At 40.6% G+C, this 23,165-nt stretch carries 21 protein-coding genes; 7 read left to right on the top strand and 14 right to left on the bottom strand.

The window, feature by feature from the left end:
- Positions 1-94 precede the first annotated feature (94 nt).
- Both KO529_RS15070 and KO529_RS15065 read right to left on the bottom strand, forming a co-directional pair.
- Positions 95-1,666, bottom strand: a complete 1,572-nt coding sequence (locus KO529_RS15070) for an SDR family NAD(P)-dependent oxidoreductase (RefSeq protein WP_215948709.1) — start codon at positions 1,664-1,666, stop codon at positions 95-97.
- 222 nt (positions 1,667-1,888) lie between these two features.
- A complete protein-coding gene (locus KO529_RS15065; protein WP_215948708.1) occupies positions 1,889-2,482 on the bottom strand; it encodes a hypothetical protein in 594 nt (197 codons plus the stop codon).
- A gap of 212 nt (positions 2,483-2,694) precedes the next feature.
- Here KO529_RS15065 and KO529_RS15060 point away from each other — a divergent pair, with 212 nt between their 5' ends.
- Positions 2,695-3,039 carry a HopJ type III effector protein gene (locus tag KO529_RS15060; protein ID WP_215948707.1) on the top strand — a complete coding sequence of 115 codons (345 nt, stop codon included), beginning with the start codon at positions 2,695-2,697 and terminating at the stop codon, positions 3,037-3,039.
- 64 nt (positions 3,040-3,103) lie between these two features.
- Here KO529_RS15060 and KO529_RS15055 read toward each other — a convergent pair whose 3' ends face one another.
- From KO529_RS15055 to KO529_RS15005, 11 genes are all read right to left on the bottom strand, one after another.
- Positions 3,104-3,865 carry a glucosamine-6-phosphate deaminase gene (locus tag KO529_RS15055; protein ID WP_215948706.1) on the bottom strand — a complete coding sequence of 254 codons (762 nt, stop codon included), beginning with the start codon at positions 3,863-3,865 and terminating at the stop codon, positions 3,104-3,106.
- A 10-nt stretch (positions 3,866-3,875) separates the two neighbouring features.
- Positions 3,876-5,117: an Nramp family divalent metal transporter gene (locus KO529_RS15050; RefSeq protein WP_215948705.1), complete on the bottom strand. Its 1,242-nt coding sequence runs from the start codon at positions 5,115-5,117 to the stop codon at positions 3,876-3,878.
- 73 nt (positions 5,118-5,190) lie between these two features.
- Entirely contained in the window at positions 5,191-6,360 is a 1,170-nt protein-coding gene (locus KO529_RS15045) for an N-acetylglucosamine-6-phosphate deacetylase (RefSeq protein ID WP_215948704.1), read from the bottom strand.
- Between the two features lie 100 nt (positions 6,361-6,460).
- A complete protein-coding gene (locus tag KO529_RS15040; RefSeq protein ID WP_215948703.1) occupies positions 6,461-7,291 on the bottom strand; it encodes a 3-keto-disaccharide hydrolase in 831 nt (276 codons plus the stop codon).
- On the bottom strand, positions 7,288-8,280 hold the full coding sequence (locus tag KO529_RS15035; RefSeq protein ID WP_215948702.1) for a Gfo/Idh/MocA family protein: 993 nt from the start codon (positions 8,278-8,280) through the stop codon (positions 7,288-7,290). Before KO529_RS15035 ends, KO529_RS15040 begins: the two co-directional genes overlap by 4 nt.
- Before the next feature lie 9 nt (positions 8,281-8,289).
- Entirely contained in the window at positions 8,290-9,642 is a 1,353-nt protein-coding gene (locus tag KO529_RS15030; RefSeq protein WP_215948701.1) for a Gfo/Idh/MocA family protein, read from the bottom strand.
- A 57-nt stretch (positions 9,643-9,699) separates the two neighbouring features.
- Complete coding sequence (locus KO529_RS15025) at positions 9,700-10,785, bottom strand: PmoA family protein (RefSeq protein ID WP_215948700.1); 1,086 nt, start codon at positions 10,783-10,785, stop codon at positions 9,700-9,702.
- A gap of 9 nt (positions 10,786-10,794) precedes the next feature.
- Entirely contained in the window at positions 10,795-11,862 is a 1,068-nt protein-coding gene (locus KO529_RS15020) for a LacI family DNA-binding transcriptional regulator (RefSeq protein WP_215948699.1), read from the bottom strand.
- Positions 11,863-12,112: 250 nt separating this feature from the next.
- Positions 12,113-12,874 carry a CDP-alcohol phosphatidyltransferase family protein gene (locus KO529_RS15015; RefSeq protein ID WP_215948698.1) on the bottom strand — a complete coding sequence of 254 codons (762 nt, stop codon included), beginning with the start codon at positions 12,872-12,874 and terminating at the stop codon, positions 12,113-12,115.
- Between the two features lie 205 nt (positions 12,875-13,079).
- Positions 13,080-14,096, bottom strand: coding sequence for a Gfo/Idh/MocA family oxidoreductase (locus tag KO529_RS15010; protein ID WP_215948697.1), 1,017 nt, complete (start codon positions 14,094-14,096; stop codon positions 13,080-13,082).
- A gap of 75 nt (positions 14,097-14,171) precedes the next feature.
- Positions 14,172-16,802 carry a valine--tRNA ligase gene (locus tag KO529_RS15005; protein WP_215948696.1) on the bottom strand — a complete coding sequence of 877 codons (2,631 nt, stop codon included), beginning with the start codon at positions 16,800-16,802 and terminating at the stop codon, positions 14,172-14,174.
- 198 nt (positions 16,803-17,000) lie between these two features.
- Between KO529_RS15005 and KO529_RS15000 the strand changes: the two genes are divergently transcribed.
- Entirely contained in the window at positions 17,001-17,387 is a 387-nt protein-coding gene (locus tag KO529_RS15000; RefSeq protein WP_215948695.1) for a DUF1573 domain-containing protein, read from the top strand.
- A 169-nt stretch (positions 17,388-17,556) separates the two neighbouring features.
- Here KO529_RS15000 and KO529_RS14995 read toward each other — a convergent pair whose 3' ends face one another.
- Positions 17,557-18,891: an aspartyl protease family protein gene (locus KO529_RS14995; protein ID WP_215948694.1), complete on the bottom strand. Its 1,335-nt coding sequence runs from the start codon at positions 18,889-18,891 to the stop codon at positions 17,557-17,559.
- 152 nt (positions 18,892-19,043) lie between these two features.
- On the opposite strand from KO529_RS14995, the gene KO529_RS14990 reads away from it, so the two are divergent.
- The 5 genes from KO529_RS14990 (at position 19,044) to KO529_RS14970 (ending at position 23,144) form a co-directional block, all read left to right on the top strand.
- Positions 19,044-20,234, top strand: coding sequence for a pyridoxal phosphate-dependent aminotransferase (locus KO529_RS14990; RefSeq protein ID WP_215948693.1), 1,191 nt, complete (start codon positions 19,044-19,046; stop codon positions 20,232-20,234).
- Positions 20,234-21,250, top strand: a complete 1,017-nt coding sequence (gene murB / locus KO529_RS14985; protein WP_215948692.1) for a UDP-N-acetylmuramate dehydrogenase — start codon at positions 20,234-20,236, stop codon at positions 21,248-21,250. The genes KO529_RS14990 and murB overlap by 1 nt, the downstream gene beginning before the upstream one ends.
- 198 nt (positions 21,251-21,448) lie before the next feature.
- The gene (locus tag KO529_RS14980; protein WP_215948691.1) at positions 21,449-22,018 is read left to right on the top strand and encodes an RNA polymerase sigma factor; all 570 of its coding nucleotides are present in this window, start codon (positions 21,449-21,451) and stop codon (positions 22,016-22,018) included.
- A gap of 85 nt (positions 22,019-22,103) precedes the next feature.
- Positions 22,104-22,862, top strand: a complete 759-nt coding sequence (locus tag KO529_RS14975; protein ID WP_215948690.1) for an anti-sigma factor domain-containing protein — start codon at positions 22,104-22,106, stop codon at positions 22,860-22,862.
- Between the two features lie 78 nt (positions 22,863-22,940).
- Complete coding sequence (locus KO529_RS14970) at positions 22,941-23,144, top strand: hypothetical protein (RefSeq protein WP_031444904.1); 204 nt, start codon at positions 22,941-22,943, stop codon at positions 23,142-23,144.
- The last annotated feature ends 21 nt before the right edge of the window (positions 23,145-23,165 follow it).

The following is a 23,165-nucleotide window of genomic DNA, read 5'->3' as shown; positions in this document are numbered from 1 at the left end:
TATCTAACAAATTATGCAGTGTCCTACCACTTCGCGGAAAGCAATACAATGGATATAAACCTTATTTGAGGGATAGCTTTAATTAAATACCGGATTACCAGTCTATGGGACGATAATCCTTTAGAAACTTACCGCACCAATGTTTACCAGTATTAATACCGTCTATCAACGGATCCAAGACCCTAGCGGCACCATCAACTATATCCAATGGAGGTTGAAAGTCATGGACTTCCTCCTTTCTTTTGGACAACTCTATAGGATCCTCGTCCGTTACCCAGCCAGTATCTACAGCGTTCATAAAAACACCATCTTTGGCAAAGTCCAGTGCGGAAGTATGTGTCATCATATTAAGCGCAGCCTTGGCCATATTGGTATGGGGGTGACGATCCTCCTTGTAAAACCTATGGAATTTCCCTTCCATGGCAGATACGTTGATAATATGTTTTTTACCTGTATTCTCCTGCCGCATAAGTTTTGACAATCGGTTACAGAGCACAAAGGGGGCAATAGCGTTCACCAATTGAACCTCTATCATTTCCGGGGTCTCTATCTCTCCCAACTTAAGTCGCCAACTATTGGTTTTCCTTAGATCTACTTGCTGCAGATCGGCATCCAATTCGCCTTCGGGAAAAACCTCTTTGGCAGAAAGGGAACTATCAAAACTGTATGGAATCTGGGATAGTTTTGCAGATGCCCTAATGCCAATACCAGGTTCCGGTGCATGCCAATTAACGGGTAATGCATTATTTTGATTACTCGCCGTGCCCTTGGTAAGGCTATTTAGTTCCTGCAGGCAAAAATCGTGGTCGGACAGTACTTCTTGCGCCCTTGGGGGCAAATCGCGAAAGCCTACCTCCTCATTTTTCATAAGGTGTTGGTAAAAGCCCGCTGGTCTTCTTACCGTTTGAGCGGCATTATTGATCAGGATATCCAATCGGTCGTATTGTTGTTCTATAAAATTGCAAAAGATTTCCACGCTCGGGATATGTCTTAAGTCCAGGCCATGTATTTTTAATCTGTGCCCCCATTCGTGAAAATCCTCCTCTTTGGAGAAACGCAATGCGGAATCCACTGGAAACCTTGTAGTGGCAACCACAGTTGCTCCAGCCCTTAACAATATTAAAGTGATATGATAGCCTATTTTTAATCTAGACCCGGTAACTATGGCAACCTGCCCACTTAGGTCGGCCGTCTGAAAGCGTTTTGCATAGTTAAAGTCGCCACATTCAGGACACATTGTATCATAAAAATGATGTAGCTTGGTATATACCGTTTTACAGACATAGCAATTCCTCGGGGATTCCAATTCCAGCTCTTCCAAAGTTTCCCTGACGGGAGCGGCCAACAATTTGGGAGCTACAAATACGGTAGCTTCCCTGGCACTTCTAATACCTGTTTCCTTACGCGCGTGCTTATCGCGCTCTATCATCTTGCGTTTGGCAGCCTTGGCCGCGTCTTTTTTGCGCTGTTTAAATTCATTCTTGGCTGGTCTAGACAACTGGCCCGCGGCCTTTAGCAAGGCCACTCTTTTGTCTTCTGGAAGTTCAAAAACCCTATGCCCATTACCTACCAACTTATTGAGTAGAAAAATACACTGATCTATCTCTTCCGAACTTATTGTCTCCGCTACATTCTCCTGCCTGTCCACCAGATTGTTACTGCCCATTTTTCAAATATTTTCTGAAAATTAAAAACGTGCAAATGTAAGGTTTAAATTAGATTGCACAAACAGAACCATTTAGCTAAAAACAAGACTAGTTCAAGATTGTTCTGAGTTGAAAAACCTAGTACAAACACATAGGGTTAATGGTAGTTTTATTAGACTACATTAAAAAAATATATCAGAAACAAGAGCATAGACCTGAAATGTTTTGAAAGAAGTACAACTTTAATCAAAAGGCCCAACCATAATATGCGCCCTATGCGTACCGGGATCCATTAACCAAGGCATTCCCGGAGCGTGAGGCTTGTCGGGCAAACCCGTAGATTCCGTGGTTGCAAAAGGTGTGTAAATAACGTATCTAAATTTTCCATTTTGTAACTCTCCAGTGGTAACATCATAATCCGCGGATTTTCCATAATATACGTACATCATACTAGGTTCCTTGGGCATTTTTAATTTTCCTGATGCTACTTCCTTGGCCCGGATTTTTTCCCGCTCTTCCCCAGAAAGATCCTGCGCTGAAAGTTCCCTGCCACGGGCCATAAAGGGTTCAAGTTTTTTGGAATAACACGCCACATTGATTCCGTCCTTATTCGGGTTATCACCTATGCAGACCAAATTATTGGTTCCCTTTCTCAGAACTACCAATTCTCCCGAGTTATCATAGCCATAAACCATAGCACCATCCTTATTTTCATCAGGAGCGGGCAAAACAGCAGTTTTAATTTGAATTTCCTTGGATGGAACTTCCTTTTTAATGTCCTGCGCCATGAAAGGATAAAATGACAATAGCAACATCCCTAAAATTAGTTTTTTCATGTGTAAATATTTTATATCTAGATTAATTATTAAAAATGAGCCCTTACTACAATTTCGGAATAACCAAATTGGATTTTATTCAATTTCCCTAAAGATAAAAAATATAGGCCTAACCTATTTGAGAAATGATGGAATAATTAACTTCCCATATCCTACTTAATTCTTGATGGGATAATCTAAATTTACGTACTGAACTAAAATCCCACTCAACTATGACAGTTTACGAATTTCTCGACAAACTTAGAAAGACTCCAGAAGAAATAACCTTTGGGGACACCATAGGTATTATTGACACTTATTATAATTTTTCACCATCAAAATTTACCAATGGGGAAGTGATAAATGAGGCTGGCCAAAATTCAGGTTCCTGTAAAGTATTTTCTTTTGCACAACATAACAAGTTGAGCAAGGAGGAAACTTTGGCCTGCTTTGGTTCCTATTACAGAAAAGATGTCCTAGAAAATCCAACGGGCACAGACCATCAAAACATTCGGAATTTTATGATCAGCGGTTGGGAAGGTATTTCATTCGACAATGAGGCCCTTAGCATAAAATAAGCAAGAGCAAAACCTTGATCGGTCCCTTATAACTGCGTGTTTTAGGGTATTGATCCATGACTAATTACTTGATCATGGATGCCGATCCTTTATCCAAAAACAGGACTGTTTCCGGATGGGTCCTAAGTATAGAGGCTGGACAGCTGGTACTGATATCCCCGTACAGGCTATTATAAACAGCCTGGGCCTTCCTTTCGTCGGGAACCACACAACTAATAGCCTTACAATTCATTATGGCGGTAATGGTCAGCGTAACGGCTTCCTTGGGCACATCGGCAAAAGTTGGAAACCAGCCCTCACCAAGTTGTTGATTTCTACAGGCCTCATCCAACTCCACCACCTTCACCAATTTTGGATCCTTAAAATCGGCAACTGCAGGATCATTAAAGGCTATATGTCCATTTTCTCCTATTCCTATGCAAGCAATGTCTATTGGATGCAATTGCAATGCCTCTTCATATTTATTGATTTCCAATTGCAAATTTTCGGCATCGCCATTAAGAAAATATATCTTTTTAGGTGCTACCCTATTTAAAATACGCTCTTTGAGATACTTTCTAAAACTAGCGGGATGGGATTCCGATAGCCCCTTATATTCATCCAAATGAAAAACGGTAATTTTTTTCCAGTCAATTTCCCTGGTCTGCAGCGCCTCTAAAAACGAAAACTGTGATGCACCAGTAGCCAATATGAGGTTGGCAGCACCTTTCTCGCTTATGGCAGTCTGTAATTTCCCGGCCACATAATCGGCCGCCGCTTCTCCCATGGCCTTTGTCTCCCCATAGGTTTTTACTGCCAAATTTTCGATTTGAAATGATTTTTCCATTGTTTCTTTTTTATATAAATTCTGCAATTGCAAACCATGTGGTAAGCAGTGAAAATAGAATTACGGCCACTAGGCCAAAATTAAGCTTAGCTCCAGCCTTATTATTCCCCATCAATTGTTTTCTGTTGATCAAAATAAACATAGGTACCGCTACGGCTGGCAGGATACAGGCCTGAAAAGCCTGGGAAAACACCATAAGTGCAGGAGGTCTTTCCTCCAAAAAAACGGTCCCGAAAGCAAATAACAAAGCTCCGAATATCAGAACTCTGGAAGTGGTGGAATGTATATTTCTTGGAGTCCCCCTATAATCGGCAAGTAACCAGGGAGCTATTAGCACAATTGGAAATATAGTGGAGAGTCCAGCCCCTGTAATCCCTATAATAAGTACAAAAGCAGCCAATTTACCACCCAAAGGCTCAAATAAGGATATCATCTCTACCGTATTGTCCAGTTTCATCCCTGAAATATGTAAGGTTCCTGCGGCAACGGCCATGATAACACCACTTAATAAAAGCATCATAAAGGCGGACACAAAGGCATCTGTCTTTTCTTTTTTTAAATCGTTGATGCCCCATCCCTTTTCCGCCACCACCGTACTTCTCATAACAAAAACAGCAGCCGAACAGGTGGTTCCAGTAATGGCCGCAATAAGCCCCAAGGCACCTGGTGTGTCCGGTATACTAGGAACCATACCGGACATGATATCCGCCATATCGGGACGGACCATAATAAAAACAACTACAAAGGAAAGCCCCATTAGGATAACCAAAACCGTCAATACTTTTTCAAAGGCCTTATAACGGCCAAACCACAAAAAGAATGCAAGTATTACAACAAAAAACAGGATGATCCACGCCCTTTGGACCACTACTCCATTATACGCCAAGCGTACCCCTTCCTGCACCAAATCGGCCACTATTCCCATTACGCCCATAAGCGCCAATAATTCTCCTATTATGAGCACTAGTATAATATAAAGGGAAAGTATCCAGCCCCATTTAAATTCCTGCTTAAAATTAAACAGGGCAGTCCTTCCTGTTACCAAGGTTACCTTGCCATAGGCTACCATTAAAATATAGGTAAAAACACAGGAAAGTACCAATGCCCAAAAAAGACTCATACCGTATTCCGCGCCTGTCTTGGCCATTGTGGTAACACTACCCGTTCCTATATTGTAGCCAATAAGAAAAAGCCCCGGACCTACCGCGCTTAGTCCCAATAGTATTTTTTTGATTATTGATTTATTGCCCATACCCCGTTTAAAACCTATTAATTTTTAACCCTATGCTTATTTTTCCCTTATTTAAGTTCTGAAGAAGCAGAAGCTACTCTTTAGAATATACCAATTGTCCGGACACAAATGTCTTGTGGATTATCACCTGATTATCTTCCAACTTAAAGAGAATTAGGTCGGCCCGTTTCCCCTGTCCTATTTCACCTAGTTCATTCAGGGAAAACATCTTTGCAGGATTGGTGCTTGCCATTTGTATGGCATCATTAAGTGTACATTGGGTATAATCCATAATTACCCCTACACAAGCACTTATTGGTGAAGCTGCTCCGGCCAGAACATTTTCCTTTGGTAATTTTACCACGTTGGGAGTCAGCAATAAGGTACGTTCCCCACGGGTATATTCTCCCGGTGGCAAGCCTGCCAAATCCAAGGCATCTGACACCAAAATAGTTTTATCCGGGCCTTTTACTTTATAAAAACTTCGGACCTCTTCCTTGGTCAAATGAAATCCGTCTGCGATTAGACTGGGAGTAATGCGATCATCGGCCAATTGTGGCCAGATAGGGTTATGGTGCCTATTTATCTCGTTAGCACAACCATTGCCCAAGTGGGTAGCCATTTTTGCACCTGCATCTATAGCACGTTCTATATCTTCTGCGCTACCATTGTGATGACCAAGTGCCACTATAATACCATTGGCCACACAATTACGGATAAAGGGGATGGCACCGTCCAATTCGGGAGCCACGGTAATTAATTTTATGCCATTGTTGGCTGCCCTCTGCAACTCCTGAAATTCCTCCCAGTCCGGATTTTTAATATATTTCTCCAAATGCGCACCCCTAAAGCCTGGTAACGGGGATATATAAGGACCTTCCAAATGGAATCCGGGAATGGATTTTCCAATTTCCGGATCTTTTTGTGCCTGAGCCAGAATAGCGAAATTCTTTTTCAATCTATTGAAATCGCTGGTAATAATGGTGGGGAAATAAGTAGTTACCCCTGCCTTCCACAAGGCTTTTGTAGCTTTCCTTATCCCTTCCACCGTAAGATCGGGACCTGAAAAATCGACCCCCATATAGCCGTTGATCTGGACGTCTATCAAGCCTGGAGCTACATATGTTTTCGAAACGTTATTCCCCGTGGCAAGGCGGTTTATTCCTGAAATTTTTCCGTTTGTGGTGGAAAGGGAGACCCGTCCCTCATCGGAATACAAAATACCCTCTATTCCGTCAGTATTATTGGACTGTGATGTTGCCATATTACAAAAAAAGAATAGTGCTATAATTGATGTACATTTTAATATCATAACGATTTATTGATTTTACATTTAGCTGACCAGAATCAATTTAATCAAAAAACTAATCACCCAATTTAATTCTACGAATCTTAATATTCCTAAACCAGGCATCATCCTTATGGTTTTGCAGAACTATATGGCCATTTCTCTTTTCTAAAAATCCTGGAATATCCACATATTTGCTCTTTTTAAACAGGGAATCCAAATGCTGGGAACCAAATTCGTACGTAACTACCTTTTTGCCGTTAAGCCAATGCTCCACGTGTTTATCATTTATCAAAATGCGACTTGAGTTAAACATCCCAATTGGCCTAACGGTTGCATTTTCAGCCGCAATCATGTCATAAAGACTCCCGGTATACTGGGATGGTTTTAATTTGCCCGCATAAAGGGTATCGGAATCATCCAACAACTGGTATTCAAATCCCAATGCCGAATATTTTGATCCGAACTTTTGGGAGATTTCCTCGGACACATTGTACTTCAACCCTGTATTGCCCGCCTTTAATATTTTCCATTCAAAATACAATTCATAATTATCAAAAGTATCTATGGTGATTAAATCGCCACCCTCCATGGGTTGCCCATCGGGCATGGATGGCACCTCGCCACTATTCAGTTTCCGTATGTTTCCGTCCTCAATTTTCCACAGTTCGTTTTGAACATCTGTTCTGCCCAAACCTCGCCATCCCTTGAAGGACACTCCGTCAAAAAGTAGTTCCCAACCTTGCTCCTTCTCCAGATCGGTCAGACTATTATTCAATTCTAACGTGGCCTTCAATTCTTGCACTTTCTTTTCCTCTATATTCTTGCACCCATGAGATACCAGAACAATCATAAAGGCAATGGCCCAAAACCAAGGATTCAGCTTCTTATTACACTTCAAGATCATGATACAACATATTCCCAATTACCTGAAATTATCGATTTTTGAATTGCTTCCAAGACGGCAATACCATGAATGATGCTCTCATGGCTGCGGGGTTCCTTTCCGGTACTGAACATCGTTACCATATCCACATAATTTTTATCAGGACCTACCGTTTCCACTCTGGACTTTAATTCAACTACTCCTTCGTCCGTTTCAACAAAGGTCTGCCACCCGTACTTTTTAGTGGTTATAACCAAGGTAGCCATCCTGCCGTTTTCAAATATTAAACTGGCAGTACTGTTTAGGTTTTCCTTTTCATTCTTGTTGAACCTCGCAGAAATAATTTTCTCCTTAAAAAGATAAATAAGGGGTTCTACCATATGCACCCCATAAAAGAAAAAGCCTCCATAAATAGAATTGATATCGGCCTTGCCGTAACAGGTAACTTGATTTATTTCCTTCATTTCCGCCAATTGCTCCCTCATATCTTCGGTGGCATTGCTATGGGCAATGGAGCTGTAGGAAGTAACTGGAGTACCGACCGCTCTTGCCATTTCCAGAAATATTTTTGCCGCCTGACTACTATAACAAAATGGTTTGTCCACAAAGGTGGGTATACCCGCCTTTACAAACGGTAATGCGGCATCCAAATGAAGGTCTCCATGCCTATGATCAACGATCAATGCATCAATCTTGCCCATCATTTCCAAAGGATCTTTTACAATAACGGGTATGCCGCCTTCGTCCTTCGCCAATTGGGCAAACTCTTCTTTTTCGCCCCAAATGTATTTAACTTCCCAACCTGGAAACTTCTTATCTATATTGAACATTTTCCCAAAACCTCTGCTGTGGGAGTTTTCAGCACCAATAATTCCAATGATTTTTGTTTTCTTTTTCGGATTTTCTCCAGATTTTGGTTGTGAAAACACAGTGGATGGTAAGGACAGTGCCAATGTTGAAAAGGCAGCCCCTTTGCCTAGCTTTTCCAAGAACGATCTTCTATTTGCCATATTTTTATATTATAATTTCATTTCCCATCCTTTTTCATAAGAACGGCTCCATAATTTTTGAGCTTCATTATCCCCTATAATATGTCCGTTTTGGGGGTCAATATTCAATGACCTACCGCTGCGCTGTGCAATATTCCCCAGTTGCACCAACAAGGTACTTTTATGTCCCGAGTCTATGTCTGCATTTAGGGCTGTGCCGTTTAAAATGGCATCGAACATATTCTGTATATGTAAGGCGTCCAGAAGTTCGGCCGGATTGGATTTATTTCTGGGGTCTATTTCTTGGGTGTTTTTCACCTCCTTCACAATTTTACCCTCCAAATCGAAGATGGTATAGCTATTTCCACTAGGTATAAGCATACTGCCGCTTTCCCCATAGAACATTACACCTACAGCACTCCCCTCAATGGGCTTGCCATTACAGCTCCTTCCTTCCCACGACATGGACAATCCTTCAGCAAAATCCAAATTGATCACCTGGGTATCCGGCGTCTCCCAATCGTCCTGATATCTGTATCTGCCACCGTTTGAGCTCACCTTTACAGGATAGTCCACCTGCATACCCCAGCGCAGTAAATCGATCATATGGGTGCCGTTATTTAAGGCTTCTCCTGTACCCCAATGCCATAACCAGTGCCAATTATAGTGTACAATATTGTCCTTATAATTTTTTCTTGGTGCCGGACCTTGCCATAGGTCCCAATCCAACCACTTAGGAACCTCGACTTCCTTACCTATTCCAATAGATTGCCGATTGTTGGTATACCATCCCTTACCAAAATATACCCGTCCAATGGCACCAGACTTCAAAGCTTTTATACCTTCAACTACATTGGGCCATGAGCGGCGCTGGTTCCCCATTTGTATTACCTTTCCATATTTTTTAGCAGCCTGCACCAAAATTTCTCCCTCATTCGGGTTGTGACTACAAGGTTTTTCCACATATACATGTTTTCCGGCTTCCATGGCCAGGAGCGATGCCGGAGCATGCCAATGATCTGGCGCTGCTATCACCATTGCATCCACATCCTTGCTTTCCAAAGACTTGCGGAAATCGGTATAAGATTTTGGCACCCTGCCTTGACGCTCTTTTACGACAGACAGACAATTCGCTATTGCCCTACTATCCACATCACAGACATGGATTACCTCAGAGTTCTTCTGGCTTGCAAAATTTTGGGCCAAGGCCTTTCCCCTACTATTTACCCCCATCATAGATACATTAATTCGGTCGTTGGCACCTAGAATTCGTGCATAACTTTTGGCACTAAATTGGGGGAGGATTCCAGCGGTAGCTATAAAGGCCGAACTAGCCGCAGTTTTTTTAATAAAACTTCTTCTTGAACTTGAATTTGATTTCATGATATCCAGGTTTGATCGTTAATAACTTTGTTTATCTTGTATGTCATTGAAATTGGGCTAGTAAAGTCCAGAAAACTCCAGTCCCAAGGCATTGATCTCCTCATCGGAGATTTCTCCCGAGCATATTAGGGTACGAAAAGCAAAACGAACCGAATCTCCCTTTTTTAAGCTCAAGTTCATTGATTCCTTTCCTTCCGAAAATACATTCTGTCCTAATGGATTTACTGCAAAAAGGCCATAGCCCCTAGCGTGCCAATAAGCCGGATATCCCGGATTCTTCTTATGATCAAGAATCACTACCGCTACATTCCCTTCCTTGTATTTTCCGAAAAGTTTCATCCATTTGGCTCGGGTACCCCAAACATCCTCACCTGTAATCCCTTCACTGCTCAAGTAATCTCCTGAAACCACGTCATTATTAATTACTTTTATCGTTTCAGGATTTCCGTGTGCATCCGTTAGTGTTAGTGGATCATCTGATGGTAATTCCAGTTCTCGACTCACCCTAATGGCAAACATACCTTCCTTGGTATCCTTGAATAGAATATCCTCTTGGGCCGTTAAAGTACTTATCCAATCTATGATCCTTACCTTCCCCTTGTCCATAAAATGAAGTTCAATTTCTTCCTTTATCTGGGTACGGCCCTGAGCTTCCCAATTGGTTCGCACCCGAATCGTTCCTTGGGAATTATCCGCATCTGCCTCGACAACCTCTTGATGCCTGATAACACCACTAAATGGTTTACGATCTTCGGGAGTAGCCTCTGAATGCCCCCAATAGTCAATACCGTTAACATCGCCATAATTCATCCACATTCCTATATGGTGCGGATGATCTGCACGCTCACCGGCCACAGCCTTCAATGGGTATTTACGTGTAATCTCCGTGCCTTCAGCTGTCACTATAGGCCATAAACAGGGCTTCATAATATTATCCGGGTAGATATATGACGTGAATAATTCATCCCCGAAGTAGACATCCACTTTTTGTTCAGACACTTTATTTTCCACCCTAATACCAGGCTTTACCATTTCATCCGAAGGATTTACATCGTTCTTTTTTGACTTGCTTTCACCACAAGAACTAAGAATTAGTAGCAAAAGAGTGCAAACCGGTAATCCTAAATTAATTCCTTTTTTCATTTATTACGCTTATTGAAAATTAATATAATAATCTACGTTTTCCTTAATGATTATATCCAATGGCACATACTGCACTATGGCCGGCGATTTTTTATAAACAAAAAAGTCGAACAAAGTCTTTACCGCAGTAACTCCTTGAAAAACCGGTCTTTGGGAAATAATATAATCGATATTACCATTCTTCAATTCAGCCACATTTCCGGGAACAATATCGAACCCCACCACCTTAATGTCCAGTTCGTGCAAGGCGTGATACCTAGAAATTAAATGTGCCCTGGAATTAGTGACAAACACCCCTTTTGTACCCGGATTTTTAATATAGTATTTGGTCAGCTCCCTGCTTACCTCTGTCTCGAGGGTAGAGGGTATGGTAATGGAATCTATTTTCCTATTTGACAATGCTGCGTTGCTTTTAAAAAATTCCCTAAATCCCTTTTCCACAACGGCTGTATGGGCGCTATTCTCAAATCCTTTTACCATGTTTACAATAAGAATGTCATCTGAAGGCTCCAAGACCGAATTCAACAATTTCCCGGCTATATAACCACTACCTTTTAAGTCAGGCCCAATATAACTGAGATTTTCCTTGTTCTTGATATTGGCATCTATAAAGACATAAGGAATACTCCTTTCTTGCAGCTTCGTAATGAATTCTAGACTTTCCTTTTCAAATAGGGGCGCCAAGATTACGCCACTTGGATTCTTACCGAGGATGGCATCGGCATTTTTAATAAAACTGGATTCATCAAACAAACTGTACTCATAGGCATGGAGATCCATACCAAAATCCCTATAAACCTCCACTCCCTGATCCACCCCTATTTTCGGTAAAGCCCAATAACTTTGAGAGGTGGTAGCTTCCGGAAACAGGCTACAAACCGTGAACTGTCTTCCCAAGGCCAATGTTCTTGCCAGGAGATTGGGGTTAAAATCCAATTTCTCTATGGCCTCTTCCACCTTTTTCCTTTTGGCTGGAGACACCTTCCCCCTATTGTGCAAAACTCTATCAATGGTCCCTATGGAAACATTGGCATAGTTTGCCAAATCTTGAATGGTGGTCTTTTTATTCTTTGCCATCGAAAATCAACTTATATAATTATATGACCTTTAATGAATTAAAAAAGTGTGTAGGTACACAAATATAAAAATTATCAGGACATACGCGGCATATTTTGGAAATATTACAGTACATATTACGTATGGATCAACAAAAATGTGTAAGCACACACTGATTTTCCAAAACCCTCAATACCCTATTGGAATGCCTAAATCAACAACTTTGACCTCATAGATAATATGATAAAGAAAAACCAGAATGTATGTTGCCCTACAATGATTTTCTTATAGCGATAAACAAAAAAATGAATACAGAGTAGATCATAAAAAAAGGAATTATGTAGTCTGCCCATTCCAAAACCAGCATCACACTTATTATCAAGAGCTGAAACCCAAGACCAAAGGTAGATACGGCCGTCATAAGCCAATTGGGAAGATGCCTGCCGTTGGCAGCCCCTCCATCCAACTTATAAATAATTTGGTCAAAACTGCCATAAAGAGTCCTATACCACCAAAAAAGCACATTCACATTACGCTGATGCTCCCCAACCATTGCCACCGGAGTCCCAGATTCAAAAATTCGGCTTGTAACATCTCCATTAAACTTATTCCTCAATATTACATAATAATAGTTGTAAAGGGTACCCTGAAGTTGAAGTCCTAAAAACGCCAGTACCGTTAAACCAAAATCAGCTGTAGTTATCTGCCAGAGGACTAAAAATATAAGGATATTCAATACAAAATCCGAAAGGGAATCAAAATACCTGCCAGTGTAGGAGGGCGTATCCTTGATCCGAGCCAATTCACCATCGGCGGCATCCAAGATAGATTTTAAAATAAAAAAAAAGGCAGCGTACCAATTATAGCCATAATACATGCAAGCCACTGCTATAACACCCGAACAAAGGAATCCAAACGTAACTTGAATAGGTGTAATAGTGGTTTTCTTTAATCCGTTCGCGATAACCCTAGCTATTGGCCTCCCGTAGTCCGATAGGTCCAAAAACTTATGGTCGTCCGGTAATTTAGACATTTTCAGCTTTTTTACGGAGCATTTTTAATGACTTAGCTACCTAAATTTTAAAACAGCACACTTATTTATCCATTCTAAATATACGACTAAATAAAACGGGAATTAATTAGGCCTCCAAAAAACAAAGGGATGGTCTTAAAGATTTTGGGAGAAAATAGGAAGGTTCGCAAAAAAAGGCAACAACCAAAAAGGAAACTTACGCTATCTACCCTTCTAAAATCTCAATTTGCCTTATGATATCTTTTTCGGAAATAGGATATGATATTCCATCCGCAAGGGACTTATAAACATCTTCAAATAAATTAAGATAGGAGGATTTTACCGATTCTATTTCTTCCGTATGCCTTTCACCATCCTCTGCAATCGTAGTGAGCACACCAAATTTATCGGATTCCTCGATTCCAAACAAAGGATTTCCAGGACTCATTCCGGCCAACAATTGCTGCTCCTGAATATCCGTTCGCTGTTTCACAAAGGTACCCTTGGTACCATTAAGAACAAATGAAGCTTGGGGTTGCACCACCAACATACTCATAGTTATAAACACCTGCACCCCCATGGGATACAACAAATGTATATGCGCGTAGTCGTCCACTTGGGTTTTTGGTCTAAATTGACCCGTATGCTTACTCCATTCCAATGGATATCCAAAAAGCGCTATGGCCGCGTCCAATAAATGGGGCCCAAGATCATACAAGAGGCCGCTACCAGGCACTGGGGTTTCCTTGGCAATCTTAGGACCTATATGATGTCGGTACCGATCGTACCGCATATGGGCCTCTACCAAGGATCCAAGCTTACCGGACTCCAATACACTTTTAACGGAAAGAAAATCACTGTCATACCTTCTATTCTGATATGGCAGAATACTACGATCAACCTTTTTTGCCACTGCAAAAAGTTCCTTTGCCTCAGAGCTGGTAACGCAAAATGGTTTTTCTACCAAAACATGCTTTTTTGCTTTGAGCGCCTTAAGGGCAAATTCGAAATGCGTAAGATTAGGCGTATTTACCACCACCAGATCTATGTCCTTATCCGCTATAAGCTGGTCAATGGTATCGTAACTTTTGATATTGGGATAACTCTTGTGAGCTAATTTTTTACTTCTCTCAACAACTGACGTTAACTGGAATCCAGGATGCTCATTTAAAAAAGGGGCATGAAATAATGTGCCCGACATTCCAAAAGAAAGAATCCCCGTTTTTATTATCTTTTTCACCATAATCAAGATGCTTTCATTAAATCATGCGTATTTTCCTTAAACTGGGTGCATCTTAATTACAGGGATTGCAAACAGTTACCCCAAACTAGCCAAGCTTTTCTCCAATGTATCTATCTTGGCAAGCGCATCTGCTTCCTTTTGCCTTTCCAAGGCAATTACTTGCGCAGGCGCATTGCTCACAAAACGTTCGTTGGAAAGCTTCTTTCTTACCGAAACCAAAAAGCCCTTGGTATATTCCAATTCTTCCTCCAATTTTTTAATTTCCGCCTCAATGTCAATAGCGCCGATCATTGGTACAAAATATTCGTTGGACTTTACCCTAAACGTCAAAGCCCCATCCACTGCGCTATCAACATAATCAATGGCCGATAAATTGGTGAGCTTGGCAATAACCACATCCCAATCCTTGGAAATATCCCCATCATTTAAAACCGCCAATTGTAGCGCATCTTTCATAGGAATATTTTTTTCTTTTCTAATGGTACGTATTCCAGCAATAATATCCGCAGCAAAATTAAAACCTTCTATTAGGTCCTCGTTTATAGCCTGTGGGCTTGGCCATTTAGCAATTACCAATGCCTGTTCCGGGGTACGTTCGGCAATGTGCTGCCAGACTTCCTCCGTAAGAAAGGGCATAAACGGATGCAATAATTTTAAGTTTTCCTCAAAAATATGGATTACGACATCAAATGTAATCCGATCTATAGGCTGCTGGTAGGCGGGTTTAATGATTTCCAACAACCAGGAACTATAATCGTCCCAAACCAATTTATAAATGGCCATCAAAGCATCCGAGATACGATACTTACTGAAATGATCCTCTATCTCTTCAAGGGTTTTGTTGAATTTTGCGGTATACCACTCAATTCCCAACTTGGAAGCCTCTGGCTGTGGCAGGTCGGCAACCTCCCATCCTTTAATCAAACGGAATCCGTTCCAGATTTTATTGGCAAAGTTTTTCCCTTGTTGGCACAAAGCCTCATCGAACATTAAATCATTACCTGCTGCAGAACTCAATAAAAGCCCTACACGAACACCGTCGGCCCCGTAATCTTCAATCAATTTCAGCGCATCCGGTGAATTTCCGAGCGACTTGGACATTTTTCGTCTTTGCTTATCGCGCACCAATCCGGTAAGATATACGTTCTCAAAAGGTCTTTCATTGCGGTATTCATATCCTGAAACAATCATTCTGGCGACCCAAAAGAATAAGATATCCGGCCCGGTCACCAAATCATTGGTAGGATAATAGTACTCTATTTCCTTATTATCGGGCTCCAAAATCCCGTTAAAAACACTTATAGGCCATAACCAGGAAGAAAACCATGTATCCAAGGCATCTGCATCTTGCTTTAGGTCCTTCAATGTTAAATTGGAATTCCCAGATTTTTTCCTGGCCAGATCCAAAGCCTCTTCCTTGCTTTCGGCCACTACAAAATCGTCCTGCCCATCTCCAAAATAATAGGCTGGAATTTGTTGTCCCCACCACAATTGTCGGGAAATATTCCAATCGCGGATATTTTCCATCCAATGGCGATAGGTATTTTCGAATTTTTTAGGGAACAACTTAATATCGTCATCCTCCAAAACCGCCTTTATAGCCGGTTTGGCCAGTTCTTCCATACTTAAGAACCACTGATCGGACAATCTTGGCTCAATAACCGCTTTTGTTCTTTCCGAAGTACCAATTTTATTAATATGCTGCTCCGTCTTTACCAAAAAGCCTTTTTCCTCCAATTCCTTGGAAATGGCCTTCCTGACCTCAAAACGGTCCTTACCTTCATAATGCAGTCCAAAACTATTTAAACTGGCATCCTCATTAAAGATATCAATGGTCTCCAGATTGTGTTTCTCCCCCAGAGCCTTGTCATTAATGTCGTGTGCCGGGGTCACTTTTAGACAACCCGTTCCAAATTCAACATCTACATATTCGTCCTCAATTATAGGGATTACCCTATTGCATATTGGTACAATTGCATTTTTACCCCTCAAATGGGCATAACGTTCATCATTGGGATTAATACAGATTGCAGTATCCCCTAGAATAGTCTCAGGTCTGGTGGTAGCAATAGTTACGGTTTCGTCAGAACCTTCTATTTTGTAGGCTAAATAATATAGAAGACCTTGTCTTTCCTCATAAATTACTTCTTCATCGGACAAGGTAGTCTTTGCCTCGGGATCCCAATTCACCATACGGTAACCCCTATATATCAATCCTTTATTGAACAGATCAACAAAGACCTTGATAACAGAGGCGGACATATTGTCATCCATGGTAAACTTAGTGCGCTCCCAATCGCAGGAACAGCCCAATTTCTTTAACTGTTCCAAGATAACCCCACCATATTCATGGGTCCAATCCCAAGCATGCTTCAAAAATTCTTCACGGGTGATATCCTTTTTATCTATACCCTGCTCCTTTAGTTTGGCAACCACTTTGGCCTCCGTAGCTATTGAAGCGTGGTCGGTTCCTGGTACCCAGCAGGCATTTTTCCCCATTAAACGAGCCCTACGGATCAAAACATCCTGCAGGGTATTGTTCAACATATGCCCCATATGCAATACACCAGTAACATTGGGTGGTGGTATTACTATGGTATAAGGCTCCCTATCATCTGGTGTGGAATGAAAATAATTATGTTTGGTCCAATAGTCGTACCATTGGCCCTCTACCCTGTGAGGTTCATATTTTGAAGGAATTTCCATTATTTGGAACAGTTTTTGATAACCCTATACGGGCGATTACTAAATGAGTGCAATATTAAGGTTAAACTTGAAGTAATTCTAAGGTTTTTGTCCATTTTGAAATACGAAACAAAAATAAGTAACGTTATTACATAACAAAAGAATTTTGGAGGTTCATTAAAAACATTTACTTTTGAAATTCACCAAAAACTAAAAATAATGAAAAAAATAGTACTAATTCTATTTGTTGGTCTCTTAGGTTTTGGCCTAACCGCTCAAGAAAATGTAGCGAAAATTAAATTCAAAACAGAAACCGTTGATTATGGTGAAATCGCTAAAGGGAGTGATGGTGTAAGGATATTTGAGTTTACAAATACAGGGGATGCTCCACTTGTTATAAGCAAAGTTAGCTCTAGCTGTGGATGTACCATTCCAAAAAAACCGGAAGGTCCAGTTTTACCAGGTAAAACCGGCCAGATACAAGTAAAATATGACACTAACAGAGTTGGACCTATTGCAAAGGCGATTACTGTAATTTCCAATGCTGACACCCCAACGAAGGTGTTAAAAATTAAAGGAAAGGTATTGCCGGCAGAAGGCAAATAAATTCCATTCATAATTACAAAAGCTTGTTAAGTACCGAATTAGGTATTTAACAAGCTTTTTTTATTCATGAGACCCGTATAAAAAGGCACAGTTACATTATAAGCTAAGACCCCGGCCCAAGGATAGGTTCCTTAAAGTGGCCACCATCAACCTTGGGGATCAATGTCAGTTATTTGAACATGTCTTTAAGCACATAGGTTATAAGCATATCCTTTTGATATCGTTCTATTAGAACCTTTACCCTCTTTCCTTCCTTTTCATTGAGCATATGCAGGATTTGTTGAAGTTTGTAGTGGTGCACCTTTTTCCCATTTACTGCCAGAATAACATCGCCTTCCCGTAAACCGGCCTTATGTCCAGGACTTCCTGCACGTATACCGGACACTATAATTTCCGGGACCATACTTAGCCTGGTCATATTCTCGAAGAGAATTTGCACATCCCCGAACGATTTGCCACTATCCACCAACACCAACCCACTTGCATCGGCTATACTTTCGGAAATATAACGCATCCCGTTATGCTGGATATCTATCCCGCTCAAATTAAAATCAAAAGGGTGATTAAAAAGAGCATTTTTGCGCAAACTCAAGGTACGAGCACCATAGTTGAACACCAGGGTAAATCTTTTTAGGACCTCTCCGCCCAAACTGCCGTTTCTATTCCCCAAAGAGGTGATGGAATTAAAATATTGCAGATCAGGAAATGCAGTTTTGGCATCCCTTAATTGAAAGCCACCCAAGCTGATTCCATCTATTTTGGTCCTTTTCCCATAAATGCCCCCACTTAGCCCTTGACCCAGAAAATCCACATAATTCTTCTCAGGAACCCCCAATCCCTTATCCAGGTCTTCAAAAAGCCATACCGCATCGGAACTACCCGAATCTATTAAAAGTTCCACAGGAATACTGCTTTTATTTTCCATAAACACATGACCTTGAACATAAGCTTTGTTCTGAACAATGCGCAAAGGAATTGTACGGATCTTGGAGCTTTTTTTGTGCCTGTACAGGTCAGGGTCATGAAGCTTTAAATATTTTGATGAATAATTTACCTCCACAACAAAATCCCTAAAGAGGTCATAACCAATGATTCCATGAACCGGCAGACCAAGCCTGGGGGAAAGGTTCAGCTCCTTGTCCATGACCACATAAAGCAATTGATCATTATTGACAACTTTTCCAATTTTAAAAATATTGGAATCGGAACTCAAGGCCTCAATTGGCTCTCCTTCACCAAGGCCTTTAATAACAATTTCCGATACATTGTTTATCTGAATGGAATCCTTATCCGATAAATTAAAAAGAATAGGCTTATTTACCCCAGAATCCAAAATAAATGAAAGTTCCGCCCCGTTTACCTCTATTGGAATTACAATGAGATTGTTTACCAATTCAAACTTCACCTTTTGAAACTTTTCTCCAACAGGCAATTTGAAATTTTGCGATAACAACAAAACGGGCCAGCACCAAATAAGGAAAACCATATGTCTTAAGAAAGCCATCCTATTCCCATTTTTAAGTAACCTAACCCTCTAATTTACACACAAATCCCTTGACAATAGAATCATTTAACATATTAATATGGAATCAAATAAGGTTGTTTTATTGTTTTGTCCGTATTGATTTCTCATTTTTGCTTAAAATTAAAATCCATATGCCATCAATTTCACGGAGAGGCGAAACAATGCCGGAATCTCCAATAAGAAAACTAGTACCTTTTGCTGAAGCTGCCATAAAAAGAGGAATCAAGATTATCCACCTAAATATTGGTCAGCCCGACATAAAAACGCCTAAAGTTGCCTTGGATGCCGTTAAAAACAATACTTTGGAGGTCTTGGCCTACAGTAGAACAGAAGGCTCCGAATCCTATAGGGAAAAGATTGCCGGATATTACGCCAAGAATGACATTCATGTTGGTGCGGACAATATTATAGTGACTACAGGTGGTTCTGAAGCATTGTCCTTTGCATTGGGAAGTATAGCGGATAATGACGACGAAATTATTATCCCCGAGCCCTTTTATGCCAATTACAACGGATTTGCCAACGCCAGTGGAATAAAGGTAGTACCGGTTGTTTCCAACATTGAAAATAATTTTGCACTGCCGCCCATTGATGAATTTGAAAAACTAATTACACCCAAGACAAAGGCCATCCTTATTTGCAATCCAGGGAACCCAACAGGCTATTTATATACAAGGGAAGAAATAAAAAAACTTGCCTCTATAGTAAAAAAACACAACTTGTTCCTGGTGGCCGATGAGGTATACCGCGAATTTATCTATGATGGCAGGGAGCATTATTCCATTCTTCAGGAAATAGGCCTGGAAGATCATGCCATTATAATAGACTCGGTTTCCAAAAGGTATAGTATGTGCGGGGCACGAATTGGATATTTGGTCTCCAAAAATAAGGAAGTGATCCGGACCGCCCTTAAATTTGCCCAGGCCCGTCTTTCCCCTCCTACCTATGCTCAGATTGCAAGTGAAGCTGCCTTGGAAACTCCACAGTCTTATTTTGATGATGTAAAAAAGGAGTACGAGGAGCGTAGAAACATACTTATAACCGAATTAAACAAACTTGAAGGTGTGGTAGTGGCCCAACCACAGGGAGCATTCTACTGTATTGCCCAACTGCCTATTGACAATGCCGACACTTTTGCCCAATGGTTACTGGAGGATTTCAATTTGAACGGGGAAACCGTAATGGTAGCACCCGCAGCAGGGTTCTATGCTACTGAAGGTTTGGGAACAAACCAGATCAGAATTGCCTATGTACTGGAAAAGGAAGACCTAAAAAGAGCGGTTCACATTTTAAAGGAAGCCTTAAAGGTATATGCACATTAATGGATATACAAAAAGACATATCCCTTAAAAAGTACAATACTTTTGGAATTGACGCCAAGGCCCAATTCTTTTGCGAAATAAATTCGATCGCCGAACTAAAACAAGCACTAGAACTGAAGGGATATCCCAATTTATTTGTTCTTGGGGGCGGTAGCAATATGCTCATCACAAAAGATTTGGAAAACCTGGTACTGCACATTAACCTAAAGGGAATTGAGGTAGTATCCGAAAATAATGATGAGGCTATAATAAAGGTCAATGCCGGTGAGAATTGGCACAATATGGTATTGTGGACCTTGGACCACGATTATGGTGGATTGGAGAATTTATCCCTCATTCCAGGAAATACCGGTACCGCGCCAATTCAGAACATAGGGGCCTATGGTGTTGAACTTAAGGACACCTTTGTAAGTTGCGAAGCCATGGAAATCACCACCAGGGAACTTAAAACCTTTACCAAGGACGAGTGTCAGTTTGGCTATCGCGATTCCTATTTTAAAAATGAAGGGCTTGGAAAATACATAATTACTTCGGTAAGTTTTAAATTGACCAAAAGAAATCACAAACTCAATGTAGACTACGGGGCCATTATTTCCGAATTACAGAATAGCGGTATTACCGATCCCAACATTAGGGATGTCTCCAATGCGGTAATTTCCATTAGACAAAGTAAGTTGCCAGACCCAAAGGAATTGGGCAATAGTGGAAGTTTCTTTAAAAACCCGGTCATAGATAGGCAGCAATTCGACAAGTTCTCCAATTTAAACCCCTCTGCACCTTTTTATAAGGTTTCCGAAAATGAATTCAAGATTCCAGCAGGTTGGCTAATTGAACAATGTGGATATAAAGGAAAGCGATTTGGAGATGCCGGAGTACACAAAAACCAAGCCTTGGTGTTGGTGAATTACGGTGATGCCTCGGGAGCGGATATTATTGAACTGGCCCAAAATATAATTGAAAGTGTATTGCAAAGGTTCGGAATTATGATTAGTCCGGAAGTCAATATCATAAAATAACCCCTGACAAAGAATGCCAGGGGCTATACCAAACCAAACTAACCAAAAATTAAATGCACAGTTACCAGCTGTCCATTTATCCAATTAAAACGCTAAGCATAACAATCAATTTTATAATTTAGCGTTTGTGTATATACGAGGAAAACTAAGGTATTGGATGATTGCCTAGCAACTTTTTTTTGAGAACACACTAATTATATGAGCATATTACTGGAAAATCATATTGTTGAGCTTCTTCAAGAGCGAAATGACAAGGCCATTTCCCTTCTTTATGAACACTACGGCGATACCTTATATGGGGTTGCCTATAAGGTAGTGCGCGATGAGGAATTGGCTCAGGATGTTGTACAGGAAAGCTTTATCAAAATCTGGAAGAAATCGGATTCTTACGACCCCACAAAAGCCAAATTGTTTACATGGCTCTTTAGGATTACACGCAATACGGCCATAGACAAATTAAGAAGTGTAAACAACAAATCCGACAAGGAAATCCAAATGGACGTTTCGGACGTATATAAACTAGGAACTGAAGGTATAATCCCTGACTTGATGGACGTTCAGGATAATTTGGATAAAATAGATTCAAAATATCAAATTGTATTGGACGCCTTATTTTTTCAAGGAATGACCCAACAGGAGGCAAGTGACGAATTGGACATACCACTAGGTACCATTAAATCTAGATTAAAAATTGGACTTAGGGAGCTAAAGAAGATTTATGGTTCAACAATGGTATTTGCCTGTTTACTAAGTTTATTTATGAATTAAAGCACAACCTTGACAAGACTAGGACCTAACTATTAAGCTGACGTTACAGCATAGCCGACCAAATTGTGCTAGAAATAATAAAGCCATGAAAGAAAAGATCAGAATATTTTTAGAAACAGACCTACTAGAGAAATATCTATTAGGCACAACTTCCCAAGAGGAAGCATTACAAGTGGAAAGATATATTGCCATGTATCCCGAAGTTAGGAACACCTACATTGAGCTTCAGGAAAATCTTGAAATATTTGCCAAGTTACATGCCATAAAAACTCCGGAAGGCCTCAAAGAAAGAATTCAAACTAGGATCAAAAAGGAAAATTCCGTACGATCAAAATTCTATAGGTACGCCATTGCAGCCAGTTTTGCTGCCCTGCTCTTTGCAGGTGCCTCCTATTTCTTTTGGAACCAAAACCAAAACTTACAAGAGGAAAATGTTATTGTCAACAATAAGATCCAGAACCTGGAAGAGAATATGCGCCTACAATTAGAGGATGTTAGAAATCAATTTATTGTACTTAACAATCCCAAAACGAAGCGACTTACGGTAAAAGGCAATAACAAGGCGAAGGAACTTAAGGCTGTGGCCTATGTTAATCCTGTAAAAAAGCTTTCCTATATCAATGTAAGCAAATTACCTAACCTACCGGAAAACCAATGCTACCAAATGTGGGCAGAGGTCAACGGACAAATGCTCAACCTAGGAGTAATACAGGAGGCCAGCAATAGTGAAAAACTAATGGCCCTGCCCTATGGTGAAAATGCCGTTGGTTATATCACCATTGAGCCAACAGGAGGTAATTCCAAGCCTACCATAGAGAATATAGTGGCCAATATTTCCTATTAAATAAAGGACTTAAAGTAATCTTAATCCTTCTTGGGAAGGTTATAAATTTCATATCTTTGCATTAAATAATGCAGGGATATGAAATTATTATTTTTAACAATAGGTCTACTAGCACTTGCTTTTGCTGGTATTGCAATAAAAATATGGTCTAAAAAGGATGGTAAATTTGCGGGAACATGCGCCAGTCAGAGCCCGTTTTTAAATAAGGACGGTGAAGCATGTGGATACTGCGGAAAACTCCCTACCGAGCAGGACTGCAGAAAAGATTCCGTTACACAATAGAAATCTGCCTATTATCACCCT

This window comes from Arenibacter algicola (assembly GCF_018860365.1).
GTDB lineage: Bacteria > Bacteroidota > Bacteroidia > Flavobacteriales > Flavobacteriaceae > Arenibacter > Arenibacter algicola_B.
The sequence above is the reverse complement of the archived record's forward strand: the minus strand, read 5'-3'. Positions and strand labels throughout refer to the sequence as shown.